The 22,935-nt window shown below is 68.6% G+C and carries 30 protein-coding genes and 1 other RNA gene; 22 read left to right on the top strand and 9 right to left on the bottom strand.

Annotated features, from left to right (window positions below; genetic code table 11):
- The first annotated feature begins 28 nt into the window (after positions 1-28).
- Genes pepQ through ASD72_RS19835 form a run of 5 tightly spaced genes read left to right on the top strand, consistent with a single transcriptional unit; the run spans position 29 to position 3,018 of the window.
- Positions 29-1,369: a Xaa-Pro dipeptidase gene (gene pepQ / locus ASD72_RS19815; RefSeq protein WP_056881708.1), complete on the top strand. Its 1,341-nt coding sequence runs from the start codon at positions 29-31 to the stop codon at positions 1,367-1,369.
- 22 nt (positions 1,370-1,391) lie between these two features.
- Positions 1,392-1,724 (top strand): hypothetical protein, encoded by a 333-nt coding sequence (locus ASD72_RS19820; protein ID WP_343123687.1) that lies wholly within the window; start codon positions 1,392-1,394, stop codon positions 1,722-1,724.
- A 55-nt stretch (positions 1,725-1,779) separates the two neighbouring features.
- On the top strand, positions 1,780-2,160 hold the full coding sequence (locus ASD72_RS19825) for a VOC family protein (RefSeq protein WP_056881709.1): 381 nt from the start codon (positions 1,780-1,782) through the stop codon (positions 2,158-2,160).
- 15 nt (positions 2,161-2,175) lie between these two features.
- Positions 2,176-2,571 (top strand): YciI family protein, encoded by a 396-nt coding sequence (locus ASD72_RS19830; protein ID WP_056881710.1) that lies wholly within the window; start codon positions 2,176-2,178, stop codon positions 2,569-2,571.
- A 9-nt stretch (positions 2,572-2,580) separates the two neighbouring features.
- Positions 2,581-3,018, top strand: a complete 438-nt coding sequence (locus tag ASD72_RS19835) for a hypothetical protein (protein WP_056881711.1) — start codon at positions 2,581-2,583, stop codon at positions 3,016-3,018.
- A 7-nt stretch (positions 3,019-3,025) separates the two neighbouring features.
- Here ASD72_RS19835 and ASD72_RS19840 read toward each other — a convergent pair whose 3' ends face one another.
- Positions 3,026-4,351 (bottom strand): aminopeptidase P N-terminal domain-containing protein, encoded by a 1,326-nt coding sequence (locus ASD72_RS19840; RefSeq protein WP_056881712.1) that lies wholly within the window; start codon positions 4,349-4,351, stop codon positions 3,026-3,028.
- Positions 4,351-4,893: a UPF0149 family protein gene (locus ASD72_RS19845; protein ID WP_056881713.1), complete on the bottom strand. Its 543-nt coding sequence runs from the start codon at positions 4,891-4,893 to the stop codon at positions 4,351-4,353. Before ASD72_RS19845 ends, ASD72_RS19840 begins: the two co-directional genes overlap by 1 nt.
- A gap of 135 nt (positions 4,894-5,028) precedes the next feature.
- Here ASD72_RS19845 and ASD72_RS19850 point away from each other — a divergent pair, with 135 nt between their 5' ends.
- The 7 genes from ASD72_RS19850 (at position 5,029) to rpiA (ending at position 10,272) form a co-directional block, all read left to right on the top strand.
- Positions 5,029-7,290, top strand: coding sequence for an EAL domain-containing protein (locus tag ASD72_RS19850; RefSeq protein WP_056881714.1), 2,262 nt, complete (start codon positions 5,029-5,031; stop codon positions 7,288-7,290).
- Positions 7,291-7,391: 101 nt separating this feature from the next.
- Positions 7,392-7,613, top strand: a complete 222-nt coding sequence (locus tag ASD72_RS19855; RefSeq protein WP_056881811.1) for a TIGR02449 family protein — start codon at positions 7,392-7,394, stop codon at positions 7,611-7,613.
- Positions 7,610-7,906 carry a cell division protein ZapA gene (locus ASD72_RS19860; RefSeq protein ID WP_056881715.1) on the top strand — a complete coding sequence of 99 codons (297 nt, stop codon included), beginning with the start codon at positions 7,610-7,612 and terminating at the stop codon, positions 7,904-7,906. The genes ASD72_RS19855 and ASD72_RS19860 overlap by 4 nt, the downstream gene beginning before the upstream one ends.
- A gap of 84 nt (positions 7,907-7,990) precedes the next feature.
- A non-coding RNA gene (gene ssrS / locus ASD72_RS20745) (6S RNA) lies at positions 7,991-8,176 on the top strand.
- Between the two features lie 206 nt (positions 8,177-8,382).
- Entirely contained in the window at positions 8,383-8,985 is a 603-nt protein-coding gene (locus ASD72_RS19865) for a 5-formyltetrahydrofolate cyclo-ligase (RefSeq protein WP_056881716.1), read from the top strand.
- Positions 8,982-9,449, top strand: a complete 468-nt coding sequence (locus ASD72_RS19870; RefSeq protein ID WP_056881717.1) for an EVE domain-containing protein — start codon at positions 8,982-8,984, stop codon at positions 9,447-9,449. Before ASD72_RS19865 ends, ASD72_RS19870 begins: the two co-directional genes overlap by 4 nt.
- A gap of 172 nt (positions 9,450-9,621) precedes the next feature.
- Positions 9,622-10,272, top strand: coding sequence for a ribose-5-phosphate isomerase RpiA (gene rpiA, locus ASD72_RS19875; protein ID WP_056881718.1), 651 nt, complete (start codon positions 9,622-9,624; stop codon positions 10,270-10,272).
- A 10-nt stretch (positions 10,273-10,282) separates the two neighbouring features.
- Here the strand turns inward: rpiA and ASD72_RS19880 are convergent, their stop codons facing one another.
- Positions 10,283-10,672 (bottom strand): helix-turn-helix domain-containing protein, encoded by a 390-nt coding sequence (locus ASD72_RS19880; RefSeq protein ID WP_056881719.1) that lies wholly within the window; start codon positions 10,670-10,672, stop codon positions 10,283-10,285.
- 153 nt (positions 10,673-10,825) lie between these two features.
- On the opposite strand from ASD72_RS19880, the gene ASD72_RS19885 reads away from it, so the two are divergent.
- Genes ASD72_RS19885 through ASD72_RS19900 form a run of 4 tightly spaced genes read left to right on the top strand, consistent with a single transcriptional unit; the run spans position 10,826 to position 13,309 of the window.
- Positions 10,826-11,290, top strand: coding sequence for a hypothetical protein (locus ASD72_RS19885; protein WP_056881720.1), 465 nt, complete (start codon positions 10,826-10,828; stop codon positions 11,288-11,290).
- Positions 11,291-11,349: 59 nt separating this feature from the next.
- On the top strand, positions 11,350-11,796 hold the full coding sequence (locus ASD72_RS19890; RefSeq protein ID WP_056881721.1) for a DUF192 domain-containing protein: 447 nt from the start codon (positions 11,350-11,352) through the stop codon (positions 11,794-11,796).
- Positions 11,797-11,834: 38 nt separating this feature from the next.
- On the top strand, positions 11,835-12,683 hold the full coding sequence (locus ASD72_RS19895) for a SirB1 family protein (RefSeq protein ID WP_056881722.1): 849 nt from the start codon (positions 11,835-11,837) through the stop codon (positions 12,681-12,683).
- Positions 12,683-13,309 carry a hypothetical protein gene (locus tag ASD72_RS19900; RefSeq protein ID WP_056881723.1) on the top strand — a complete coding sequence of 209 codons (627 nt, stop codon included), beginning with the start codon at positions 12,683-12,685 and terminating at the stop codon, positions 13,307-13,309. Before ASD72_RS19895 ends, ASD72_RS19900 begins: the two co-directional genes overlap by 1 nt.
- Before the next feature lie 15 nt (positions 13,310-13,324).
- Here ASD72_RS19900 and ASD72_RS19905 read toward each other — a convergent pair whose 3' ends face one another.
- Entirely contained in the window at positions 13,325-13,549 is a 225-nt protein-coding gene (locus ASD72_RS19905; protein ID WP_081420492.1) for a rubredoxin, read from the bottom strand.
- 35 nt (positions 13,550-13,584) lie between these two features.
- Between ASD72_RS19905 and thiE the strand changes: the two genes are divergently transcribed.
- From thiE to ASD72_RS19935, 6 genes are all read left to right on the top strand, one after another.
- Positions 13,585-14,220, top strand: a complete 636-nt coding sequence (gene thiE, locus ASD72_RS19910) for a thiamine phosphate synthase (RefSeq protein WP_056881725.1) — start codon at positions 13,585-13,587, stop codon at positions 14,218-14,220.
- Positions 14,221-14,253: 33 nt separating this feature from the next.
- Positions 14,254-15,546, top strand: a complete 1,293-nt coding sequence (gene hemL, locus ASD72_RS19915; RefSeq protein WP_056881726.1) for a glutamate-1-semialdehyde 2,1-aminomutase — start codon at positions 14,254-14,256, stop codon at positions 15,544-15,546.
- Positions 15,543-16,172: an HAD-IA family hydrolase gene (locus ASD72_RS19920; protein ID WP_056881727.1), complete on the top strand. Its 630-nt coding sequence runs from the start codon at positions 15,543-15,545 to the stop codon at positions 16,170-16,172. The genes hemL and ASD72_RS19920 overlap by 4 nt, the downstream gene beginning before the upstream one ends.
- Before the next feature lie 66 nt (positions 16,173-16,238).
- Positions 16,239-17,363: a type 1 glutamine amidotransferase domain-containing protein gene (locus tag ASD72_RS19925; protein WP_155944771.1), complete on the top strand. Its 1,125-nt coding sequence runs from the start codon at positions 16,239-16,241 to the stop codon at positions 17,361-17,363.
- A gap of 3 nt (positions 17,364-17,366) precedes the next feature.
- Positions 17,367-18,056: a response regulator transcription factor gene (locus tag ASD72_RS19930; RefSeq protein WP_056881728.1), complete on the top strand. Its 690-nt coding sequence runs from the start codon at positions 17,367-17,369 to the stop codon at positions 18,054-18,056.
- Positions 18,053-19,372 carry a HAMP domain-containing sensor histidine kinase gene (locus tag ASD72_RS19935; protein WP_056881729.1) on the top strand — a complete coding sequence of 440 codons (1,320 nt, stop codon included), beginning with the start codon at positions 18,053-18,055 and terminating at the stop codon, positions 19,370-19,372. The genes ASD72_RS19930 and ASD72_RS19935 overlap by 4 nt, the downstream gene beginning before the upstream one ends.
- Here the strand turns inward: ASD72_RS19935 and ASD72_RS19940 are convergent.
- The 5 genes from ASD72_RS19940 to ASD72_RS19960 form a co-directional block, all read right to left on the bottom strand.
- Positions 19,347-20,579: an acetylornithine transaminase gene (locus ASD72_RS19940; protein ID WP_056881730.1), complete on the bottom strand. Its 1,233-nt coding sequence runs from the start codon at positions 20,577-20,579 to the stop codon at positions 19,347-19,349. The genes ASD72_RS19935 and ASD72_RS19940 overlap by 26 nt on opposite strands.
- Positions 20,580-20,659: 80 nt before the next feature.
- Positions 20,660-21,190, bottom strand: a complete 531-nt coding sequence (locus ASD72_RS19945) for a cysteine hydrolase family protein (protein ID WP_056881731.1) — start codon at positions 21,188-21,190, stop codon at positions 20,660-20,662.
- Positions 21,191-21,215: 25 nt separating this feature from the next.
- Positions 21,216-21,653, bottom strand: a complete 438-nt coding sequence (locus ASD72_RS19950) for a VOC family protein (RefSeq protein WP_056881732.1) — start codon at positions 21,651-21,653, stop codon at positions 21,216-21,218.
- Between the two features lie 7 nt (positions 21,654-21,660).
- Entirely contained in the window at positions 21,661-22,065 is a 405-nt protein-coding gene (locus tag ASD72_RS19955) for a DoxX family protein (RefSeq protein ID WP_056881733.1), read from the bottom strand.
- 38 nt (positions 22,066-22,103) lie between these two features.
- Positions 22,104-22,925 carry an NAD(P)-dependent oxidoreductase gene (locus tag ASD72_RS19960; RefSeq protein ID WP_056881734.1) on the bottom strand — a complete coding sequence of 274 codons (822 nt, stop codon included), beginning with the start codon at positions 22,923-22,925 and terminating at the stop codon, positions 22,104-22,106.
- Positions 22,926-22,935 lie beyond the last annotated feature (10 nt).

Here is a 22,935-nt window from a genome sequence, read left to right on the forward strand (position 1 = left end):
TGGCGGTTCTTCCGCAAGAGCTGCCGCCATGAATGCCCCCGCCGATCTCGCCGCCCGCCTCGTCCCGCTCTACGCCGACCACCTGGCGATGATGAAGCGCCGCGCCGACGACGCATTGGCGCGCGGCGGCTTCGACCACCTGGTCGTACCCAGCGGTACGCAGCACTGGCAGGTGTTCGACGACCGCGACTATCCCTACGCGGTCAACCCGCAATTCAAGGCCTGGCTGCCGATGACGCGGCTGCCCTACAGCTGGCTGGTGTACACGCCGGGCGAGCGCCCGAAGGTGGTCTTCTACCAGCCGTTCGACTACTGGCACGTCGTGCCGGATGCGCCCAGCGGCTGGTGGGTGGACCACTTCGACATCCACATCATCCGCAAGCCCGACGAGGCGATCGCGCTGCTGCCACCGGCCGCGCGCAGTGCGATCCTCGGCGAACCGCAGAGCGCGCTCGGCGATTACGTGCCGAACAACCCCGAGCCCGTCATCCAGTACCTGGAATACCAGCGCTCCTACAAGACGCCATACGAGATCGCGTTGATGCGCCAGGCGCAGCGCCTGGCCGTGCGCGGGCACCGTGCGGCGGAAGCGGCGTTCCGCGCGGGCGAGAGCGAATTCGGCATCCACATGGCGTACTGCAGCGCCGTCGGCCAGGACGCCAACGACCTGCCGTACGGCAACATCATCGGCCTCAACGAACACGCCGCGGTGCTGCATTACACCGAACTGCAGCGCGTCGCACCGGCGCCGCTGCGCAGCTTCCTGATCGACGCCGGCGCCAGCTTCCACGGCTATGCCAGCGACATCACCCGTACCTACGCCTACGATACCGGCAGCGAGTTCCAGGCGATGATCGATGCGGTGGACGCCGCGCAGCAGGCGATGTGCGCCGGCGTGCGCAGCGGCGTGGACTACAAGCGCCTGCACGTGGACGCGCACCTCACCCTGATGGGCATCCTGAAAGACTTCGGCGTCATCACCGTGTCGCCGGAAGCCGCGCTGGCCACCGGCGTCAGCGCGGCGTTCTTCCCGCACGGCCTGGGCCATCCCATCGGCCTGCAGGTGCACGACGTGGCCGGCTTCGCGGCGAGCGACCGCGGCGGCCGCATCGAACGCCCCGCCGGTCATCCCTACCTGCGCATGACCCGCGTGCTGGAACCGGGCATGGTCGTCACCATCGAGCCCGGCCTGTACTTCATCGACCTGCTGCTGGACGAGGTGAAGAAGAACGGCCACGCCGCCAGCATCGACTGGGCGCGCGTCGATGCCTTCCGCCCTTACGGCGGCATCCGCATCGAGGACGAAGTGCTCTGCACGGAAAGCGACGCCGACAACCTGACCCGGCCGGCATTCGCCGAAGCGCGCTGAACCACACTACGGGACGGCAGGCATGATGTTCATGATCGGCCAGGGGGAACAGGTGGTATCGGTCGGTCCGCCCGAACCGCACCATTGCCCGCGCTGCGACGAAATGCGCGAGTTCGAGCCGCAGTTCAAGTACAAGTACGGCCGCTTCGACCTGCTGTTCGGGTTCGTCTACGGCCGGCGCTACCAGCTTGCCTGCCCCGTCTGCCAGCATGGCTGGCTGCTCGACACGAAGGAAGCTCAGCGGCTGTATGGCCGCCCCGACATCCCCTTGCGCCTGCGCTACGGCCTGGTGTTCCTGTTGGGTGTGTTCGCAGCGCTTGGGGCGGCGTCACTGGCGATGCCACCGGCGGGCTGACACACTCGCGCCTTCAGCGAACGGCGCTTCGTCACGACACCCTTGGAGGTCCATCATGGAACGCGTCACCGGCATCGGCGGCATCTTCTTCAAATCGGCGGACCCCAAGGCGCTCAGTGCGTGGTACCGCGACCACCTCGGGCTCGACGTGTCGGACTGGGGCGGCGCGATCTTCCCGTGGGGCGGTGAAGGCAGCCCGCCCGGCATGACCCTCTGGAGTCCGTTCAAGCAGGACACCAGCTACATGGCGCCCAGCACCGCGAGCTTCATGATCAATTTCCGCGTAGCCGACCTGGACGCGCTGCTGGCGGTGCTGCGCGAGGAAGGCTGCAACGTCGTCGGCGACCCGCAAGTGTCCGAACAGGGCAAATTCGGCTGGGTACTCGACCCGGAAGGCAACAAGGTCGAGTTGTGGGAACCGCCCGCAGGGCAGTGACGGAGGCACGAGGCCATGACGACATCCGATTACCTCCTGATTTCCCGCGGCCAGTGGGACGAATCCGCGTCGCCGCAGGATGTGCAGGACGCGATCGACCGCTTCTACACCTGGTACGAACGCGGATTGGCCGAGGGCACTCTGAAGCCCGGTAGCCGACTGGAAGCGCGCGGCAAGTGCGTCGCGCGCGATGGCATCACCGATGGGCCGTTCGCCGAAGCGAAAGAGCTGGTGGGCGGCTACTGGTTCATCGTGGCGGACTCGCTCGAAGACGCTGCGCGCATCGCCTCGGAGAATCCCTGCCTGGCCTTCGGTCTGACACTGGAGATCCGGCCGCTGGAAGCAGCGCGTGCCCGCGCCGAGGACGTGACCAACGAAACGCCCGCGGCCTGGCGTTCCCGCGGCGGCTGATCCGCGCCGATGACCGCGCCCCGCGCGACGCTCCAGGGCGGCTGCCATTGCGGGGCGATCACCCTCGCGTTCTCCACCGCGCTGGTGCCGGCAGATACGGCGCCACGCGCCTGCGATTGCAGCTTCTGTCGCGCGCATGGCGCAGCGTGGGTGTCGGACGCGGACGCGCAACTGCTCATCCATGCGCATCGTCCTGAACGTCTGCGCCGCTACCGACAGGGCTCGCTGGCCGCGCAATTCCTGCTGTGCGGCGAGTGCGGCGTACTGGTCGCGGTGGTGTTCGAGGACAGCGGGCGCACGTACGCGGCGGTCAACACCGGGTGTCTGGAGGAGCGCGACGCCTTCGCGTCCACGGCATCGGCCTCGCCACAGCGCCTGTCACCTGGGGACAAGCTCGCGCGCTGGCGTCAGCTGTGGATTGGAGAGGTAAGCGTGCAGTTGATGTAAGCCGCCCTCAGGCGGACGCCATCACCGCTTCGATCTCGTCGGCGCTGCGCGCCAGCGCGTCGGTCAGCACGACCGGGCCGTCGGCGGTGACCAGCACGTCGTCCTCGGTGCGGATGCCGATGCCGCGCCACTTCGCATCCACCGAGGTGTCGTCGTGCGAGACGTACAGCCCGGGCTCGATGGTGAAGGCCATGCCGGGTTCCAGCAGGCGCGACTCGCCGTCGATGCGGTAATCGCCCACGTCGTGCACGTCCAGGCCCAGCCAGTGGCCGGTCTTGTGGCGGTAGAAGCGGCGGTAGGTGCCTTCGGCCAGGTGCTTCTGCAGCTTGCCTTTCAGCAGACCGAGCCGCAGCAGGCCCTCGGTGAGCGTCTCCACGGCGGCCACGTGGCCGGCTTCGTAGGGCACGCCCACGCGCGCGCAATCCAGCGCGGCACGCTGCGCATCGCCCACCAGGTCGTGCAACGCGCGCTGCGCCGGGGTGAAACGGCCGTTGACCGGGAACGTGCGGGTGATGTCCGAGGCGTAGCCGCGGTATTCGGCGCCGGCATCGATCAGTACCAGGTCGCCGTCGCGCGCCTGCGCGGTGTTGGCGCGGTAGTGCAGCACGCAAGCGTTGTGGCCGGCGCCGACGATGCTGTTGTAGGCCGGCCAGGCGTCGTTGGCGCGGAACACGCGCTCCAGCTCCGCCTGCAATTCGTATTCGCGGATGCCGGCGCGCGCGGCGCGCATCGCGGCCTGGTGCGCCTGCACGCTGATGTCGGACGCACGCTGCATCAGCTTGATCTCGTCCTTCGACTTGAACAGGCGCAGGTCGTGCAGCAGGTGCCCGAGCTCGAGGAACTCGTGCGGCGGCTGCGCGCCCTGGCGCACCTGCGCGCGCACGTGGCGCACCCAGCCGATCAGCTTCAGGTCGAAGTCGGCATCGCGGCCGAAGTGGTAGTACACCCGCGAACGGCCTTCCAGCAGCCCGGGCAGGATTTCGTCGAGATCGTCGATGGGATAGGCGTCGTCCATCCCGTAGTCGTTGACGGCGCCGTCCTGGCCGGCGCGAGGACCATCCCAGCCTTCGCGCTCGGGATCGCGTTCGCGGCAGAACAGGATCGCTTCGCCATGCTTGCGGCCCGGCACCAATACCAGCACCGCGTCCGGCTCGGGGAAACCGCACAGGTACCAGAAGTCGGAATCCTGCCGGTACGGGTAGTGGGTGTCGTGGCTGCGGATGCGCTCGGGCGCGGCCGGCAGCACCAGGATGGCGTCGTTGCCGGCCATCCGCATCAGCTGCCGGCGCCGGCGGACGAACTCCGCCGCGGTGATGCCGGTCAGCGCTTTCATCAGTTCAGGCTCCGGCGATGCCGGGGCCCGAGCACGCAATCACCATGCAGCAGCAGGGCTGCGACGCGGACGAACTCTTCCAGTTCGGCCAGCGCGTCCTCGTCTTCCTCGTCCTCGCTGCTTTCGGCCGAGGCCTTGGCGAGGCGCGCAAGATCCTGCAGCGCTTCCTGGCCTTCCTCCGACAGCGGCGGCGTGGCGCCGGCGGCGAGCCCGAACGCACCCAGGAACCCGCGACACCAGCCGAACAGCGCTTCGGCACGCTCGTCCAGCGAGCGGTCGGCGGCAGGCAGCAGCAGATCGAACGAGAAACCGCGATCCTCCAGCTGGACGACGGCGGTTTCGCGCAACTGGTCCAGGACGCTGCCGGGCACAGGCGCAGGCAGGGCATCGTCGGCCAGCGCGCGTGCCAGCCAGGTGCCGTCGGCGGCACCGCCACCGGCGAGCCAGCCGCACAACGCGCCGTGCAGTTCCGAGGCGTCCGTCGCCAGTCCCAACTGGCGGGAAGCCGCATCGACGGCGGCGATATCGGGAAGGTCGGGCATAGAAGAACGCAATCCGCTGGAGGTTTCGGACAACCCCGCGATTGTACCAACGAAAAGCCGCGTCCCGGCTTGTTGTGCATGTGTACGCATGCCTACACTCCGATATCGCCTCGGCCCGGACGGTTCGTCCACCCCATGCTCCCTCTTCTTGTCGCTGCCCTGTCCGCAACGGCGTCCCCGCTGTCGCCCCGACCCTTCGTCATGGGCCTGGCCGGTGCGGTGCTGCTGGGCGTGGTGGCGATCGGCACGCGGCGCTGGTGGCAGGGCTGGCTGGCCGCGCGCCAGGTGCAGCCGGAGCCGCCGCGCAGCGAAACGCTGCGCAACCGCGATGAGCGCCTGAAGCTCGCGCTGTGGGCCTCGGGCGAACAGTTCTGGGACTACGACCTGGTGCAGCGCCGCCTCTACCGCATGCGCGCGGACGAGACCGCCGTGCAGACCGCCGACATCACCGTGCTGACCCGGCAGGGCGAAGTCCCGGCGATCCACGAAGAAGACCTGCCGCTGGTGATGGAACGCCTGCGTCTGCACCTGCAGGGCAAAGCGCCGATCTTCACCTCCGAGCACCGCATGGACATGCTGGGCAACGGCGCCTGGGTATGGGTGCGCGCGCGTGGCCGGGTGGTGGAACGCGATGCCGAGGGCCGGCCGGTGCGCATCGCGGGTACCGCGCGCGACATCACCGCGAGCCGCAATGCCGAGTACGAACACCGCATCGCCGGCGAAGTGATGCGGAGCATGAACGAAGCGGTCGCGGTGCTGGACTGGGCGCACCAGTTCATCACCATCAACCCGGCCTTCACCCGCATCACCGGCTATGCCGAGAACGAGATCATCGGGCAGCCGATGACCATGCTGGACAGCGACCAGCACGAGGACGCCTTCTTCGAACGGATGCACCGTGAGCTGCGCCTGACCGGACGCTGGTCGGGCGAGGTGTGGAAGGTCCGCAAGGACGGCGAGGAGATCCTCTGCCGCATCGAGACCAACGTGGTGCCCGATGTCAGCGGCGAGCGCCCGCTGTACGTGCAGGTGCTCACCGACATCACCGAGCAGAAGCGCGCCGAACAGGAACTGCGCTACCTGGCCAACTACGACACGCTGACCAGCCTGCCCAACCGCTCGCTGCTGTCCGAGCGGCTGTCGCGCGCCATCGTGCGGGCCCGTCGCGAGCATGGCCACGTGGCGGTGCTGTTCATCGACCTGGACCGCTTCAAGGACATCAACGACTCGCTCGGCCACGCCACCGGCGACCGCATCCTGCGCGCCGCCGCGGCACGCGTGCAGCAGACCGTCGGCACCCAGCACACCGTCGCGCGCCTGAGCGGCGACGAGTTCACGGTGGTGCTGGAGGACATCAACGGCATGCCCGACGCCGAGGACGTGGCGCAGCGGATCATCCAGGCGTTCCGCGCCCCGTTGAACTTCGGCGAACGGCTCGAGCTGGCGGTCTCGCCCTCGATCGGCATCAGCCTGTATCCCGAGCACGCGCAGGTTCCCACCGAACTGCTCAAGCACGCCGACACCGCGATGTACCAGGCCAAGGCGATGGGCCGGCACACCTACCAGGTGTATTCGGAAACGATGGACGAGAAGAACCGCCATCGCGCCATCCTGGCCAGCGCGCTGCGCCGCGCGATCGACCGCAACGAGCTCTCGCTGGTGTTCCAGCCGCGCCTGTCCATCTCGCGCCAGCGCATCACCGGCGTGGAAGCGCTGCTGCGCTGGGACAGCCGCGAGTTCGGCATGGTCTCGCCGGCGCAGTTCATCCCGCTGGCGGAAGAATCCGGGATGATCCTCGAACTCGGTGCCTGGGCGCTGCGCGAAGCCTGCCTGACGCTGCGCAGCTGGCACGACGCCGGCCTGGAGGAACTGTCGGTGGCGGTCAACGTGTCGGCCACGCAGCTCCAGCGCGGCGACCTGCAGGCCGTGGTGGCGCGCACGCTGCAGGAAACCGGCATCCCGGCCAACCGCCTGGAGCTGGAGCTCACCGAGAGCGTCATCATGGCCAATCCCGAGCAGAACGCGGACACGCTGCGCGCGTGCCGTCGCCTGGGCATCTCGCTGGCGATCGACGATTTCGGCACCGGCTATTCCTCGCTGGCCTACCTCAAGCGCCTGCCGCTGACCACGCTGAAGATCGACCGCGAGTTCATCGGCGACCTGACCCACGACAGCGACGACGAAGCCATCACCAGCACCATCATCACCATGGGCCAATCGCTGGCGCTGAAGGTGGTCGCCGAAGGCGTGGAGACATGGGACCAGTACGAATTCCTCCGCAGCCACGGCTGCGACGAGGTGCAGGGCCATTGGGTCGCACAGGCGCTCAGCCCGGACCAGTGCCTGCGGTTCATCCGCGAGTACTACCCCGGCTCCGGCATCCGCGTCGCCTCCTGAACCCGAGCGGGCGCGCCACGCGCCCTGCGCCGCGACCGCCGTCGCATCCCCCGCCCGGCCGCCCTTGACCACCCGCCGAGCGCATGCCTATCGTGGCCGCCATGGACAACGCCGACCTGCTCGACCAGCTACGCGCGCTCAGCGCGCGCATCCAGGACCTGGCGGACCGCTGCCAGCGGCTGTCCGAGGAGAACCGCAGCCTGCGCCACCAGCAGGAACAGCTGGTGGGCGAACGCTCGCAGCTGCTGGCCAAGAACGAACAGGCGCGTTCGCGGGTCGAAGCGATGATCAGCCGCCTGAAATCCCTGGAGCAGCACACGTGAGCGCCACCGAACCCGTCAGCGTCCACGTCCTCGACCGCGAGTACACCGTGGGCGTTTCGCCCGACGAACGCTCCGGCCTGATGGCGGCCGCCAAGCTGCTCGACAGCCGCATGCGCGAAGTGCGCGGCAGCAACCGCATGGCGGCGGTGGATCGCGTGGCCGTGCTGGCCGCACTGAACCTGGCACACGAATTGCAGCAGCTGCGCGATGAACAGCACGCGCGCAACCGCGAGGTGGAACGCACGCTGCAGGACCTGCATCGCAAGCTCGATGCAGCGCTCGGCTCGCCCTGACGGCATGCGCACGACACCGACTGCGCACTGAATCCGCCGACGAACGGGCTAGGCAACTTTTTTCAACTCGCTATACTGGCCTCGCGTCCTCTGCTGTCCTCGACAGCGCACGCAAACATTCGCCTTGTCCCTTAATGACGACCACGGGATGGCGACGGTACCGGGAGTGCAGGTCTGCCTCGCAGCGGAAAGCCCGATGGTTCCCCAGCCTTCCCACTTGAACCCCGGGTTCAAGGTCGTTTCGTGAGCATCGTTGATGGCGGAGGACGTATTTTTCCCGCGGCAGCGGCATCAGCCGCGACCCGGCCGGTCCTGTTGCACCCGCCCTTGAGCGGGATGACTTCGAAACGAAGCCGATTGCACCGGGGACCCGACGCCCAGGGCCGTGACTGACGCCGCTCCCGCGGTCCCACCCCGGCAACGCCGGGGCGCATGCCGTAAAATTCGCGCATGCCCACCCGCCCCTCCCCGCGACCATGACGGCACAGCGCGATGCGCTGCGCCGCGACCTGCGCGCGCGCCGCAAGGCCATTCCCGCCGCCGAGCGTATCGCCGGGGCCGACGCGCTCGCTGCGCGCCTGCTGGGGCTGCCGTTCGCCCCTGCGGGCGGTTACGTCGCCGGCTACTGGGCGATGGATGGCGAAATCGGGCTGCACAGCTGGCAGCTGCGTCTTCCGAAGAACGTGATCTATTGCCTGCCGGTGCTGGCCGATGACGAGACCCTGCGCTTCGCCCCGTGGCGGCCCGGCGACGAGCTGGTGACCAATCGCTACGGCATTCCGGAACCCGACATCGATCCCCGCTCCGGCCTGCAGGCCAGCGCATTGGCGTTGATCGCCGTGCCGCTGGTGGGCTTCGACGATGGCGGCCACCGCTTGGGCATGGGCGGTGGCTGGTACGACCGCACCCTGGCGTCGCGCCTGCGACACCCGGCCCCGCCCTGGCTCGTCGGCGTGGGCTTCGAAGCGCAGCGCGTGGCATCGGTCGGCGCGCAGGCCTGGGACGTGCCGCTGGATGCGATCTGCACCGAACGCGACACCCTGACCCCTTCCGTTGTTACGCCGGAACCCCCGCAATGACCGCACGCAAGCACTACTGGCTGATGAAATCCGAGCCGGACGCCTTCTCCATCGAGAATCTCGAGAAGGTCGGCATCGAGCCGTGGAACGGCGTGCGCAACTACCAGGCGCGCAATTTCATGCGCGCCATGCAGGTCGGCGACGGCGTGCTGTTCTACCACTCCAACTGCAAGGAACCGGGCATCGTCGGTACCGCCACCGTGGCGACGGCGGCCTATCCGGACGACACCCAGTTCAACCCCAAGTCCGACTACTACGACCCCAAGAGCACGCGCGAGGAACCGCGCTGGTCGCTGGTGGACGTGAAGTTCGACCGCAAGCTCAAGCGCACGATCACGCTCGACGAGATCAAGCAGCACGCCGACGACCTCGGCGAAGGCTTCGCGCTGATCCAGCGCGGCAGCCGCCTGTCGGTGCTGCCGGTCACCGCCGCGCAGTGGAAGTTCCTGCTGGGGCTCGAGTAACCTCACGCTCTTGTGGGAGCGACGTCAGTCGCGACGCGAACCCTGCAGCCACAGATTGCGGGTTCGCACGGCCACTATTCCCCGGCGCGCCCGCCTGACGCGTTACCCCGCCATCTCCGTCGCGACTGACGTCGCTCCCACAGCATCCCATCCGCACACGAGTTCTGAACCCATGAGCGAAGCAAAGCGCCTGGCCGGCGAAAAGGCCATCGAGTTCGTCGAGGACGGCATGATCGTCGGCGTGGGCACGGGTTCCACCGTCGCCTTCTTCATCGACGCGCTGGCGGGCATCAAGGACCGCATCAAGGGCGCGGTCTCCAGCTCCGACCAGAGCACGGCGCGGCTGAAGCAGCACGGCATCGAGGTGCTCGACCTCAACCACACCGGCACGCTCTCGCTGTACGTGGACGGCGCCGACGAATGCGACCCGCACAAGCGCCTGATCAAGGGCGGCGGCGCGGCACTGACGCGCGAGAAGATCATCGCCGAAGCCAGCAAGCAGTTCGTCTGCATCGTCGACCCGAGCAAGCAGGTGCCGGTGCTGGGCAAGTTCCCGCTGCCGGTGGAAGTGATCCCGATGGCGCGCAGCCTGGTCGCACGCGAGATCCTGGCGTTGACCGGCGGCCAGCCGGTCTGGCGCGATGGCACGGTGACCGACAACGGCAACCTGATCCTGGACATCCACAACCTGTCGATCACCGATCCGGTGGCGATGGAGCGCGAGATCAACCAGATCCCCGGCGTCGTCAGCGTGGGCCTGTTCGCCCGCCGTCCGGCGGACATCGTCATCGTCGGCGGCGAACCGCCGATCGTGCTGAAGTGATCCGCGGCGCTTAGGCGCTGTCGGACAAGGCCTTCACCAGCTCGCCGACGAGTTCGCGCTTCTTCGGCGGCAGCTGCAGGAAGGCCTCCACCACCTGCCGCTCGCGGCTGCCGGCGCCGGCCGGCCACGGCGGACGCGTTTCCGCCACGCGCGAACGCGCCGATACGCCGAACCGCAGCGCATGCGGTTCGACGCCGAGCAGATCGGCCATCACCTGCAGCTTGTCCTGCTCCGGCAACGCGCGCCCTCTGAGCCAGCGCGAGACTGTCTGGAACGTGACAGAAGAGCCGCGGTATTTCGCGTTGAAAAGATGGAACAGGACAATCGGGCGCGGCTCATAGCCGGCCTGCTGCATCGCGTGCACGAGGCGCTGCGCGAATTTTTCTCGTTCGTCTGCCATGCCGGAAACTTACGCGCACGGACAAGGGCGCGCATCACTATCAAAGTTAATTGACGCGAACATTTTGTGTTCATATAGTCGGCAGCAACAGGCCTGCCGAACGCGCTCACCACGGGCATCGCCGCAGGCCACCGGCAAAGCAAGGAGTGCTCCATGCCCATCTCACAGGACATACCCGAATCGCTGGTCGACGCGGATGACACCGCGCCGGTCGAACCGACGATCCACGGCATCGACGACGGACCCAGCCCGCTGGAACAGGCGCTGCAGGCACTGCAATGCGGTCCCGGCCAGAGCCTGGCCGACCCGGGCATCACGCTCTTGTCGCCCGCACGGCTCGACCTGCTGTACATGGGCGCGCGCCTGCAGGCGGAACAGTGCCACGACGGCGTACTGCTGCTGCTCGACCTGATGCACGGCGCGCAGATCCATGGCGCGCAACCCGAAGCCGCGCTGATGCAGCGCTTCGTCGCGCAACTCCACCACCTGTGCCGCGACCAGCAGCGATGGCACGCCCTTGCCGACAACGCGGCGTACTACCGGGACAACAGCCGGGTGACGGACCGTATCGCGAGTTGGGTGCGGGTGCAGACGCCGGCAGATGCGCCATCCGGCTGAGTCGGCACCACGGTCGGGACCATGGCGTAGACTGTCGCCCCCGATCGCCGGAAGCCGCCATGCGCCGCATGTCCCCCGCCCTGCTCGTCTCCGCCCTCCTGCTCAGCGGCTGCGCCAGTGGCGGTGAATGGGTGGAGATCGGCGGCAAGCGCTACACCGTCGAAATCGCCGACGACGACACCGAGCGCGCGCGCGGACTGATGTTCCGCGACGCGCTGGCGGACGGCACCGGCATGCTATTCATCCACGAAGCCGAAGAACCGCAGGCCTACTGGATGAAGAACACGCGCATTCCGCTGGACATCCTGTACTTCGACGAGGGCCGCAAGCTGGTCACCCAGCAGCGCAACGTGCCGCCCTGCTCGGCCGGCAACGCGTGCCCGTCCTACCCCAGCGACCAGCCGGCCCGCTTCGTGCTGGAACTGAATGCCGGCGAAGCCGAACGGCTCAAGCTCCAGGACGGTGCGGAGCTCACCCTCGGCAAGGGCATTCCGCCCGTCCGCTGAGGCTTGATTCGCAGTGGGATTGGCCCCAGTCTGTCGGCATGGGGGATCGACTGACATTGCCGGAATGGAATGCGTTGGCCAGCCAGCCCGATGAAACGGTGCCGCTGCTGGAAACTGCGCTGCTGATCGCGCGCGACGAATACCCCGGACTGGACCCCGATCTCTACGACACGCTGGTCCAGAGCCACGCGGAACACCTCCGCCACGAGATCGCCACGATCGAGCCGTGGCCGCTGAAGATGGCGGCCATCAACCGGCATCTGTTCGACGAGCTGGGCTACACCGGCAACCACGACGAGTACTACGACCCGCGCAACAGCTACCTCAACGAGGTGTTCGAGCGCCGCCTCGGCAATCCGGTGTCGCTGGCGATGGTGCAGATGGAAGTCGCGCGCCGGCTCGGCGTGCCGCTCGATGGTGTGTCGTTCCCCGGCCACTTCCTGGTGCGCCTGCCGGTCGACGATGGCCTGCTGGTGATGGACCCCTTCAACGGCGGCCGCCCGCTCGGCGTGGACGAACTGCGCGAGCGCGCCAAACCGCACCTGGGCGGGGACGTCCCCGACGACGCGGCGCTCCTGCACATCCTCAACCCCGCCTCGCACCGCGCCATCCTCGTGCGCACGCTGCGCAACCTGCACGGCGTGTATGCCGAACGCGACGAATGGGACCGCGCCGCGCGCTGCGCCGACCGCGTGCTGAAGCTCACCCCCGACCAGCCCGACGCCCTGCGCGACCGCGGCCAGGCGTACCTGAAGATGGATTACCGCGCCGGCGCGCAACGCGACCTCGCCCGCTACCTGCACCTGTCGCCGGAAGCGAAGGACGCGGCGGAACTGCGCGAACAACTGGTGGAACTCAGCGCGGTGCGCACGTCGCGGATGCATTGATGCATCGCCTCCTGACGACGTGGATGCTGGGCATCCCGCTTGCACTCCTGGCCACTACTACTGCCGCCCAGGCATTGCCGGAAGAGCCTGCGCTGCTTCATTTCGTTCGCGACTATGCGACCGCCGCCGGACTACCCGACCTGAGGCGTGTCCGGCCCGCACCAGGCGCGACCGAAATCAGGGTATGGACCGGCTTTGGCGTCATCGCGCCAGACCATTCGATCGTCCTCAAGGTCTCCTCCGGCCAGCCCGTTGAGGGCCGCGCATTGAATCGTTTCCGCTATGACGCAGAGGATGCCGATTTCATGCGCACCCTGCTGAATGAATGCCATGCCGATCCGTGGCGTCTGCATGACAGGGGGATCTGCGACGCGAGGTTGGCGCGCCCTGCAGACTGGGCAGCGGTCCTGAGGGAACTCGAGCGTCTTGGGATCGCAACGCTCCCCGACGAATCGGTGCTGCCCGCTGCGAATCACAGGGTAAAAGATGGCGCCTCCCTCGTGGTCGAGGTCGCCACCTCTGAAGGCTATCGCGCCTACGCGTACTCGAATCCGGCCTTCCGAAACGAGCCCGAAGCCAGGGCGGCTGCTGACATCATGCGAACCGCGAATGAGGTCTTCCGCTGAGCCTGCCGAATGGGGTTAGGGCTCCAGCTCCACCATCTCGAAATCCTCCTTGCTGACGCCGCAATCGGGGCAGGTCCAGTCATCGGGGATATCTTCCCAGCGGGTGCCGGGGGCAATGCCTTCTTCCGGCAGGCCGTCGGCCTCGTGGTAGAGGAAGCCGCAGACCACGCACATCCAGGTGCGGAAGATGGTGGCGGTGGCGTCGGTCACGGGATAATGCCGGCTTGGAGGAGCGGCCATTGTCCCATCGCCGCCCGCGCACCGGAAGTTCGCCGATGACATCCCTGCCCCCGTCCGTCCGCAGCGCCCGCGGGCTGTACCTGATCACCCCGGAGGAGCCGGACACTGCCCGCCTGCTGGCACGGGTGGCCGCGGCGCTGCCGCAGGCGACCTGGCTGCAGTACCGGCAGAAGGACGCCGACGTCGGACGACGCCTGGCGCAGGCCGCGGCGCTGCAGGCGCTGTGCGTCGACGCTGGCGTGCCCCTGATCGTCAACGACGACGTGGCACTCGCTGCCGCGGTCGGTGCCGCCGGTGTGCACCTCGGGGAGGACGATGGCGACATCGCCGCCGCGCGCGCGCTGTTGGGCCCGGAGGCCATCGTCGGCGCCTCCTGCTACGACGAGCACGCGCTCGCCGAACGCGCGGTGGCGGCAGGCGCCAGCTACGTGGCGTTCGGGGCCTTCTTCCCGACCACCAGCAAAGTCACCACGCGCCGCGCCACACCGGCATTGCTGGCCGATGCCGCCGCGCTGGGTGTCCCGCGGGTGGCGATAGGCGGCATTACCCCGGACAATATGGGCCCGCTGGTGGCGGCCGGCGCCGACCTGGTCGCCGTGATCGGCGGCGTGTTCGAGGCGGCCGATCCCGTCGCCGCCGCGAAGGCCTATGCCGCCGCGTTCGCGCGCTGACATCTCCCCTGTTTCTGCTCCCCTGGAATCCCCATGAACCACGACCAGTCCCACGCCCTCTTCGCCCGCGCCCAGCAGTTGCTGCCCGGCGGCGTCAATTCGCCGGTGCGCGCGTTCAAGTCGGTCGGGGGCGAACCGTTCTTCGTGCAGCGCGCCGATGGCGCGTACCTGCACGACGTCGATGGCAACCGCTACATCGACTACGTCGGTTCGTGGGGCCCGATGATCGTCGGCCACAACCATCCGGCCGTGCGCGAGGCGGTGCAGGCGGCGATCCAGGACGGCCTGTCGTACGGCGCGCCCTGCCCGGCCGAAGTGACGATGGCGGAAACCATCACCCGTCTGGTGCCATCGTGCGAGATGGTGCGCATGGTCAACTCGGGCACCGAGGCCACGCTGTCGGCGATCCGCCTGGCGCGCGGCGCGACCGGGCGCAACCGCATCGTCAAGTTCGAAGGCTGCTACCACGGCCACGGCGATTCGTTCCTGGTGAAGGCCGGCAGCGGCATGCTGACGCTGGGCGTGCCCACCTCGCCCGGCGTGCCGGCGGGGCTGAGCGAACTGACGCTGACGCTGAGCTACAACGATTTCGACGGCGCGACGGCAATGTTCGAGCAGTACGGCAGCGAGATCGCCTGCCTGATCATCGAACCCGTCGTCGGCAACGCCAACTGCCTGCCGCCGCGCGACGGCTACCTGCAGCACCTGCGCGCCCTGTGCACGCAGCATGGCGCGCTGCTGATCTTCGACGAAGTGATGACCGGTTTCCGCGTCGCCCTCGGCGGTGCGCAGGCGCACTACGGCATCACGCCGGACCTGACCACGTTCGGCAAGATCATCGGCGGCGGCATGCCGGTGGGTGCCTACGGCGGCCGTCGCGACCTGATGCAGCAGATCGCGCCGGCCGGCCCGATCTACCAGGCCGGCACGCTGAGCGGCAATCCGGTGGCGATGGCCGCGGGCCTGGCGATGCTGGAGCTCATCCAGGCGCCGGGTTTCCACGATGGCCTCGCTGCGGCGACCGCGGCGCTCTGCGAAGGCCTGGAAGCCGCCGCGCGCGATGCCGGCGTGCCGCTGACCACCACGCGCGTCGGCGCGATGTTCGGCCTGTTCTTCACCGACCAGCAGGTCGATACCTACGCGCAGGCCGTGGCCTGCGATACGGCGGCGTTCAACCGCTTCTTCCACGCGATGCTGGAGCGCGGCGTCTACCTGGCGCCGTCGGCGTTCGAAGCCGGCTTCATGTCCAGCGCGCACACGGCCGACGTCATCGACGCGACGATCTCCGCCGCCCGCGAGGCCTTCAAGGTCGTCGCCGCGGGATGAAGCCCCGCATCCACCAGGTGCTGTTCGATTTCGACGGCGTCCTGGCCCACTACCGGCACGAGGTACGCATCGCGCACCTCGCCGCGCATGCGGGCTGCGCCTCCGAACGGGTGCGCGAGGTGCTGTTCCTGTCGGGCCTGGAAACCGAGTACGACAGCGGCGCGATCGATACCGCCGCCTACCTCGGCCGACTGGGCGAGGGATTGGGCGCAGTGGTGGATGAAGACGCGTGGCTGGCTTCGCGCATGGCGGGCAGCACGGCCATCGACGGCGTGCTGGAGCGCATCGCGGCGCTGCACCCTGCTCTTTCCCTGGGCGTGCTGACCAACAACGGCGTGCTGATGACGCACGCGATCCCCCGCATCGTCGCGCCGATGGCGTCCAGGATCGAAGGCCGCGTGCTGACCAGCGGCGGCCTGCAGATGCGCAAGCCGGCGCCGGCGACATTCACGCGAGCGCTCGACGTGCTGGGCTGGGAGGCCGGCAGCACGCTGTTCGTCGACGACAAGTTCACCAACGTGCAGGGCGCGCGCGACGCCGGCCTGCATGCCGAAACCGTCACCGATGCGCGCAGCTTCGGCAAGGCGCTGAAGCGTTACGTGTTCGGCCCGCAGACGGGCTGGTGAGCGCGCGTTTGAAACTTGGTTGATCCGGGCGCGGGAGACTGGCGGCCTTCACCCGGAGCGCTGCCCATGTCCCTGATCCCCAACGCGCTGCGCCTGCTGGGCGCGCTGCTGTTTACCGCCGTGGTTTCGCCCACGTACGCCGCCGCGCCGGAGAAGGTGCTGATCGTCGTCAGTGGCGAGGGCCGCGACCAGGGCAAGACCCGTCCCGGTTACGAGTTCGACGAACTGTCGCAGGCCTGGCTGATCTTCAAGGCCAATGGACTGCAGGTGGACGTCGCCAGTCCACAGGGCGGTGCCGTGGAAGCCGACAAGTACAACGCGCAGGAACCTTTCAACGCGGCGTTGCTGGGCGATGCAGAGGCCATGCGCACGCTGGCGGCGACGCGTCCGACGCGCGACGTCAAGGCGGCGGACTACGCGGCGATTTACGTCGTCGGCGGCAAGGGCGCGATGTTCGACCTGCCGCGCGATACCGCGCTGGCGTCGTTGCTGGCAGAGGCCTACACGCAGGGCGCCGTGATCGGCGCGGTCTGCCATGGGCCGGCCGCGCTGGTGGACGTGAAGCTCGGCGACGGCACGATGCTGGTCGCAGGCAAGGCGATGACCGGCTTCACGAATGAAGAGGAAGCCGTGTTCGGCAAGCGTTGGGCGAAGGAATTCCCCTGGCTGCTCGAGGACGCGTTGCGCGGGCGTGGAGCGCAGTGGCAGGAAGCACCGCTGATGATGGCGAAGGTCGTCGTGGATGGGCGCCTGGTCACCGGGCAGAACCCCTACTCCACGCCCGGCGTCGCCGACGCCATCGTGCGCGCGACCGGCCGCATCCCCGTGGCGCGCACGCCGTGGCGCGACGAACTGACGATGGCGCTCGCGGCCCGGGCCCGCAGCGGCGATGTGCGTGGCGCAGCGGATGCGCTGGCGCAGGAGCGCGAGCGCTATCACGTGGACCTGCTGGGCATGCTGGGCTATTACCAGGCGCAGGCGGCGGGTGGCGACGACGACCTGCGGCATGCACTGACCCTGATGCAGTTGGCGATGCCGTACATGGCGCAGCCGCAGCTGAAGCTCGGTGCCGCCGAGGCCCATCTCCGCCTGGGCGAACGGGAACAGGCGAAATCGCTGGTGCAGCAGGTGCTGGCGGGCAAGCCGGACATGGCCGAAGCTAAGGCCCTCCTGCAACGCATCGACGGCTGAACGATGGCGGCATCCGCGGCCCGCATCCTGGTGATCGAAGACAACGCCCTGCTGCGGGCGCAGTTGCAGCACCTGTTCGTGGATGCCGGGTTGACGGTCGAGTTCGCTTCGGACGGCCTGAGCGGCTTGCAGATGGCGCTCGACGCACCGCCCGACGTGCTGGTGCTTGACGTGGGCTTGCCCGCACTGGATGGCCTGCGCCTGTGCGAGCGCCTGCGCGCACAGGCCGATCGCCACATCCCGATACTGATGCTGACCGCACGCGACGCGCTGGAGGACAAGCTGCAAGGCTTCCGTGCCGGCGCCGACGATTATCTGGTCAAGCCGTTCGCAGGCGCGGAACTGATCGCGCGCTGCCTGGCGCTCACGCAGCGGCATCGCAGCGGCGAAACGCATGTGCTGCGGATCGGCACCTTGCGCATCGATCGCCGGCACGCGCTGGCGACACGACACGAGCTTCCGCTCGACCTGCACCAGACGGCGTATCAGGTCCTGCTCGCCCTGGCCGAGGCGTGGCCACGGACGTTGACCCGCAGCGAGTTGATCCAACGCCTGTGGGGCGATGCGCCGCCGGAATCGGATCCGCTGCGCACGCATCTCTACCTGCTCCGCCAGGTACTGGACAAACCGTTTTCCACCCCGATGCTGAAGACCGTGCACGGCGTCGGCTTCCGGCTGGAAGCCGACGCATGAGCGCGCCCGCCCTGCCGCGTCGGCGGCTGCGCAACCGGATGATGCTGGTGTTCGCCGGATTCACGCTGGTACTGGCCGCGCTGTTCGGTCTTTACACGCTGCTTTTCGTCTACACGGTCGAAGATCAGTTGTTCGACACGCTGCTTGAGCGCGAGGCTGCGATGCAGCTGGATCACTACACCGCGCACGGACGCTGGTCTCCGCCGCGCAACGGCTTCATGAGCGTGGTCGAGCGGCGCGATGATCTGCCCGACGGGATCGGCGACGTCCTGGATGAGGAACCGGCGCGAAGAGAGTTCGCTGGTGCGCAGGGACGCCACTACCACCTGCGCATGCTGGATCCACCCGCACCGGCCACGCGCGCCTGGCTGGTCGCCGAGGTCAGCGGCTTGCTCGCGGTGCGACCCATGCGCGGGGAGATGCTGCAGCTGCTGGCCTGGACCGGCGCCATCGCCGTGGCGCTTGCGCTGCTCCTCGGCGGCTGGCTGGCGCGACGGACCACGGCGCCGCTCTCGCGATTGGCGGACGCGGTCGGCGAAGCCACGCCGGAGCGGCTGCCGCCGAACTTCGCTGCAGGCTTCCCCGATGATGAGGTCGGGCTGCTCGCACGCCGCCTGGACGACCTGATCGCCCGCGTCCGCGCCTTCGTCGAACGCGAACGCGAATTCACCCGCGATGCGAGCCACGAACTGCGCACCCCGCTGACCGTGATCCGCGCCGCCAGCGAGCGTCTTTCCGCCGACACCGCGCTGAGCGAGGACGCGCGCGCCAGCGTCGAACACATCGGGCAGTCCGCTTCACACCTGGAGCAAACCGTCGCCCTGCTGTTGGCGCTGGCGCGCGAACAACCCGCGCTTGCCGCGGCTTCGGCACCGGCTACACGCGTGCTTCCGGTGTTGGAGCGCGTCGTGGTGGAACAGTCGCCGCTGCTGGAAGGCAAGCACGTGCAGGTGACGCTCGATGTGCCCACGGATCTCACCAGCACACTCGCGGCGCCCGTGCTGCAGGTGCTGTTGGCCAATCTGGTCGGGAATGCCTTCGCCCATACCCGAGAAGGCCGCGTCGCCATCGTCGCCGACGACGACGCGCTCTGCATCGCCAATCCCGGGCGCGCCGTCCGCGAGGGCGATTTCGCCGCGTTTGCGAAAAGCGAAGACAGCACCGGCTTCGGACTCGGCCTGTCGATCGTGCGACGGCTGTGCGAGCGCCACGCCATCGATCTGCGGTTCGATGGCGACGCGGAGGGAAGCACCGCCCGCCTCCGCCTACGCCAGGACGTGCCCGGCTCGATCAGCCCGGTGTCGCGAATGCCCTGAGTGCGGCGTGCAGGCGTTTCAGGCCTTCGCCCACTTCTTCGTCGGTGATGTTCAGCGCCGGCACGAAGCGCAGCACGTCCGGACCGGCCTGCAGCATCAGCAAGCCCTGCGCAGCGGCCAGATCCAGCACGTCGCCTGCGCGGCCCGCGTATTTCGCGTTGAGCACGGCGCCCAGCATCAGGCCGCGGCCGCGTACCTGCGCGAACAGGCCGAGTTCGGCATTGATCGCATCGAGTCCCTTGCGCAGCGCCGCCGACTGGCGCGCCACGTTGTTGGCGATCTGCGTCGATGCCAGTTTGCGCAGCGCCACGCGCGCCACCGCCGCGGCCAGCGGATTGCCGCCGAACGTGGTGCCGTGCGCGCCGAACTGCATCGCCTGCGCGACCTTGGGACCGGCCAGCATCGCGCCAACCGGGAAGCCGCCGCCCAGCGCCTTCGCCAGGGTGACGATGTCGGGCACCACGCCGTCCTGCCAGTGCGCGAACAGCGTGCCGGTGCGGCCCATGCCGGCCTGGATCTCGTCCAGCACCAGCAATGCGCCGTAGTGGTCGCACAGCGCGCGCACCGCACTGAGGAAGCCGGGCGCGGCCGGCATCACGCCGCCCTCGCCCTGCACCGGCTCCAGCATCACCGCGGCCACGTCGCCGCAGGACATCGCGATCTCGAGCTGGGTCAGGTCGTTGAAATCGACGTAGCGGAATCCGCCGGGGAGCGGCTCGTAGCCTTCCTGGTACTTCGGCTGGGCGGTTGCGGTGACCGTGGCCATCGTGCGGCCATGGAAGCTGCCGCGGAAGGTCACGATCACGCGCTGATCCGATGGCCGGCCCTGCGAGGCCGCCCACTTGCGCACCAGCTTGATCGCCGCCTCGTTGGCTTCTGCGCCGGAGTTGCACAGGAACACGCGCTCGGCGAAGCGCGAGGCGGTGACCAGTTCCTCGGCCAGGCGCAGCGGCGGTTCGCTGTAGAACACGTTGCTGGTGTGCCACAGCTTGCCGGCCTGTTCGGTGAGTGCGGCGACCAGGTCCGGGTCGTTGTGGCCGAGTCCGCAGACCGCGATGCCGGCGGACAGGTCCAGGTACTCCCGGCCCTCGCTGTCCCAGACGCGTGCGCCCTGGCCGCGCTCCAGGATGACCTCGCGCGGGCGGTACACCGGCAGGTAGTAGCGCTGGCCGTTGGCCAGCAGGTCGGCGGAAGTCGTGGCGCTCATGGCAGCGGTTCGGCAGCGGAGATGGCGGCGTATTGTCGCCGATCAGCGAGGCGGCGCCAGCGGGCGCCGCAGCACGGGCCTCAGGCGGCGAAGGCGATCCCGTCGGCCGGCAGCGCGCGGATGCTGACACCGAAGCTGCGGATCGCCGGCAGCGTGGCATTGTGGTGCTCGCGGATCCGGCCGGCATCGGCGTGCGGCTTGTCGTGGGTCGTATGGGCATCCGCCGCCAACAGCACGTGGTAGCCGTGCGCGGCGGCGCTGCGCGTGGTGGTGTCCACGCAGAACTCGGTGGCGTAGCCGCAGAGCACCACGGCCTCCACGCCGCAGAACGACAGCACTTCGTCCAGGCCCGTGCGCAGGAACGAATCCGGCGTGGCCTTGCGGATGCGGTGGTCGCCCTGCTCCACCACCAGCGCAGGATGCAGCGCCCAGGCGTCGGACTCGGGGGCCAGGTCGTCGGCGCGCTCGTGCTGCACGAAGATCACCGGCGCACCTGCCTGCCGCGCCTTCGCCGACAGCGCGTTGATGCGCTCGATGACCGCATCGGCATCGGCCGGCGCCGGCTCGAACAGGCCTCGTTGCACGTCGATCACGATCAGGGCGAGGTTCATCAGCAGTGCTCCTTGTTCGAATGCCCTACCAGCTTCCCGTATTCGCCATCGAAAGCCAAGGCTCCTGCGGCGGCAATGCGGCGCCCTTCTGCAGCAACTCGATCGAGATCAGGTCCGGCGTGCGCACGAAGGCCATGCGGCCGTCGCGCGGCGGGCGGTTGATGGTGATGCCCAGCGACTGCAGGTGCGCGCAGAGCGCGTAGATGTCGTCCACTTCGAAGGCCAGGTGGCCGAAGTTGCGCGCACTGCCGTAGTCCTCGGCCGGCGTGCCGTCTTCCGGCGGCCAGTTGTAGGTCAGTTCGACCTCCGCCTCCGGATTGGCCGGCGCGCCGAAGTACACCAGCGTGAAGCGGCCCTGCGGGCTTTCCATGCGACGGGTTTCGGTCAGGCCCAGGCCTTCGGTAAGGAAACGACCCGTGGCATCCAGGTCATGGACGCGGATCATGGCGTGCAGGTATTTCATGGCGATCTCATTTCGGAAGGGAAGCACGCGGGCGATGCGCCCACGCATTGGCCAGCAGGCAGACCAGGATCAGCACGCTGTACTCGGCGCCGTTGCGCCCCAGCCCGACAACGAACCAACCGGCCGGCGCATGCACCAGCCAGATGCCGCACGCATAGATGGCGGCGAACACCAGCGCGATCGGGGTGACCCACCGACCCGCCGCGAACACCGGCGCGGCGGCCAGTTCGAACACCGTGACGAACCAGGCGATCGCGAGCCCGAACGGAAACCCTTGTGCTTCCAGGAAGGCACCGAAGGGCGTCACCCCGTCGGCCAGTACGCGCGCCACGCCATGGACGAAGAGCAGCGTAGCCAGCGCCATGCGGATGAAGGCCAGTGCCTGGCGTGCGGGGAGGTCCGTGGACGGCATCGTCGTGGCTCCGGGCGAGGAGGACAGAGGTGGGTGCGTCAGGGGTCGACGAACAGATCGGGCAGCAGCGGCTGCGAGGCATCGACGGCATAGCCCGTGAAATCGGTGGTGCCGGTCTCGCGCAGCACCTCTTCGTCGATCAGGAAGTTCCCGTGGAAACCGCGCGCATCGCGCACCAGCACCGCATGCGCGGCGTCGGCGACGATCTGCGGCGTGCGGCAGCGCGGGATCTCCACGCCGGGAATCATGTTCAGCGCGTCGGTGGCGATGATGGTGCGCGGCCACAACGCATTGACCGCGATGCCCTGTGGACCGAACTCGCCGGCCAGCCCCAGCGTCACGAAGCTCATGCCCATCTTGGCCAGCGTGTAGCCGGTGTGCGGAGCCCACCATTTCGGGTCCAGCGATGGCGGCGGCGCCAGGGTCAGGATATGCGGATTGGCCGCCTGCTTGAGGTACGGCAGGCAGGCTTGCGCACACAGGAAGCTGCCGCGCGCATTGACCTGCTGCATCAGGTCGAAGCGCTTCATCGGCGTGTCCAGCGCGCCGGCCAGCCAGATGGCGCTGGCGTTGTTGACCAGGATGTCGATGCCGCCGAAAGCATCGGCGGTGGCGGCCATCGCGGCCTTCACCTCGTCCTCTTCACGGATGTCGCACTTCAGCGCCAGCCCTTGTCCACCCGCCTCGCTCACCGCCTGCGCAGCCGTGTGGATGGTGCCGGGCAGCTTGGGATTCGGCACCGACGACTTCGCGGCGATGGCCACGTTGGCGCCGTCGCGCGCGGCGCGCAGCGCGATAGCCAGGCCGATGCCGCGCGAGGCGCCGGTGATGAAGAGGGTCTTGCCGGCCAGCGAGGTCATGGCGTGCTCC

Origin of the sequence: Pseudoxanthomonas sp. Root630, from assembly GCF_001427585.1 — a bacterium.
In the GTDB taxonomy this organism is placed as follows: domain Bacteria; phylum Pseudomonadota; class Gammaproteobacteria; order Xanthomonadales; family Xanthomonadaceae; genus Pseudoxanthomonas_A.

Excerpts from the sequence above, each read along its gene's own strand:
- pepQ (WP_056881708.1), top strand. The coding sequence starts at position 29 with ATGAATGCCCCCGCCGATCTCGCCGCCCGCCTCGTCCCGCTCTACGCC.
- ASD72_RS19820 (WP_343123687.1), top strand. The coding sequence starts at position 1,392 with ATGATGTTCATGATCGGCCAGGGGGAACAGGTGGTATCGGTCGGTCCG.
- ASD72_RS19825 (WP_056881709.1), top strand. The coding sequence starts at position 1,780 with ATGGAACGCGTCACCGGCATCGGCGGCATCTTCTTCAAATCGGCGGAC.
- ASD72_RS19830 (WP_056881710.1), top strand. The coding sequence starts at position 2,176 with ATGACGACATCCGATTACCTCCTGATTTCCCGCGGCCAGTGGGACGAA.
- ASD72_RS19835 (WP_056881711.1), top strand. The coding sequence starts at position 2,581 with ATGACCGCGCCCCGCGCGACGCTCCAGGGCGGCTGCCATTGCGGGGCG.
- ASD72_RS19840 (WP_056881712.1), bottom strand. The coding sequence starts at position 4,351 with ATGAAAGCGCTGACCGGCATCACCGCGGCGGAGTTCGTCCGCCGGCGC.
- ASD72_RS19845 (WP_056881713.1), bottom strand. The coding sequence starts at position 4,893 with ATGCCCGACCTTCCCGATATCGCCGCCGTCGATGCGGCTTCCCGCCAG.
- ASD72_RS19850 (WP_056881714.1), top strand. The coding sequence starts at position 5,029 with ATGCTCCCTCTTCTTGTCGCTGCCCTGTCCGCAACGGCGTCCCCGCTG.
- ASD72_RS19855 (WP_056881811.1), top strand. The coding sequence starts at position 7,392 with ATGGACAACGCCGACCTGCTCGACCAGCTACGCGCGCTCAGCGCGCGC.
- ASD72_RS19865 (WP_056881716.1), top strand. The coding sequence starts at position 8,383 with ATGACGGCACAGCGCGATGCGCTGCGCCGCGACCTGCGCGCGCGCCGC.
- ASD72_RS19870 (WP_056881717.1), top strand. The coding sequence starts at position 8,982 with ATGACCGCACGCAAGCACTACTGGCTGATGAAATCCGAGCCGGACGCC.
- rpiA (WP_056881718.1), top strand. The coding sequence starts at position 9,622 with ATGAGCGAAGCAAAGCGCCTGGCCGGCGAAAAGGCCATCGAGTTCGTC.
- ASD72_RS19880 (WP_056881719.1), bottom strand. The coding sequence starts at position 10,672 with ATGGCAGACGAACGAGAAAAATTCGCGCAGCGCCTCGTGCACGCGATG.
- ASD72_RS19885 (WP_056881720.1), top strand. The coding sequence starts at position 10,826 with ATGCCCATCTCACAGGACATACCCGAATCGCTGGTCGACGCGGATGAC.
- ASD72_RS19890 (WP_056881721.1), top strand. The coding sequence starts at position 11,350 with ATGCGCCGCATGTCCCCCGCCCTGCTCGTCTCCGCCCTCCTGCTCAGC.
- ASD72_RS19895 (WP_056881722.1), top strand. The coding sequence starts at position 11,835 with ATGGGGGATCGACTGACATTGCCGGAATGGAATGCGTTGGCCAGCCAG.
- ASD72_RS19900 (WP_056881723.1), top strand. The coding sequence starts at position 12,683 with ATGCATCGCCTCCTGACGACGTGGATGCTGGGCATCCCGCTTGCACTC.
- ASD72_RS19905 (WP_081420492.1), bottom strand. The coding sequence starts at position 13,549 with ATGGCCGCTCCTCCAAGCCGGCATTATCCCGTGACCGACGCCACCGCC.
- thiE (WP_056881725.1), top strand. The coding sequence starts at position 13,585 with ATGACATCCCTGCCCCCGTCCGTCCGCAGCGCCCGCGGGCTGTACCTG.
- hemL (WP_056881726.1), top strand. The coding sequence starts at position 14,254 with ATGAACCACGACCAGTCCCACGCCCTCTTCGCCCGCGCCCAGCAGTTG.
- ASD72_RS19920 (WP_056881727.1), top strand. The coding sequence starts at position 15,543 with ATGAAGCCCCGCATCCACCAGGTGCTGTTCGATTTCGACGGCGTCCTG.
- ASD72_RS19925 (WP_155944771.1), top strand. The coding sequence starts at position 16,239 with ATGTCCCTGATCCCCAACGCGCTGCGCCTGCTGGGCGCGCTGCTGTTT.
- ASD72_RS19930 (WP_056881728.1), top strand. The coding sequence starts at position 17,367 with ATGGCGGCATCCGCGGCCCGCATCCTGGTGATCGAAGACAACGCCCTG.
- ASD72_RS19935 (WP_056881729.1), top strand. The coding sequence starts at position 18,053 with ATGAGCGCGCCCGCCCTGCCGCGTCGGCGGCTGCGCAACCGGATGATG.
- ASD72_RS19940 (WP_056881730.1), bottom strand. The coding sequence starts at position 20,579 with ATGAGCGCCACGACTTCCGCCGACCTGCTGGCCAACGGCCAGCGCTAC.
- ASD72_RS19945 (WP_056881731.1), bottom strand. The coding sequence starts at position 21,190 with ATGAACCTCGCCCTGATCGTGATCGACGTGCAACGAGGCCTGTTCGAG.
- ASD72_RS19950 (WP_056881732.1), bottom strand. The coding sequence starts at position 21,653 with ATGAAATACCTGCACGCCATGATCCGCGTCCATGACCTGGATGCCACG.
- ASD72_RS19955 (WP_056881733.1), bottom strand. The coding sequence starts at position 22,065 with ATGCCGTCCACGGACCTCCCCGCACGCCAGGCACTGGCCTTCATCCGC.
- ASD72_RS19960 (WP_056881734.1), bottom strand. The coding sequence starts at position 22,925 with ATGACCTCGCTGGCCGGCAAGACCCTCTTCATCACCGGCGCCTCGCGC.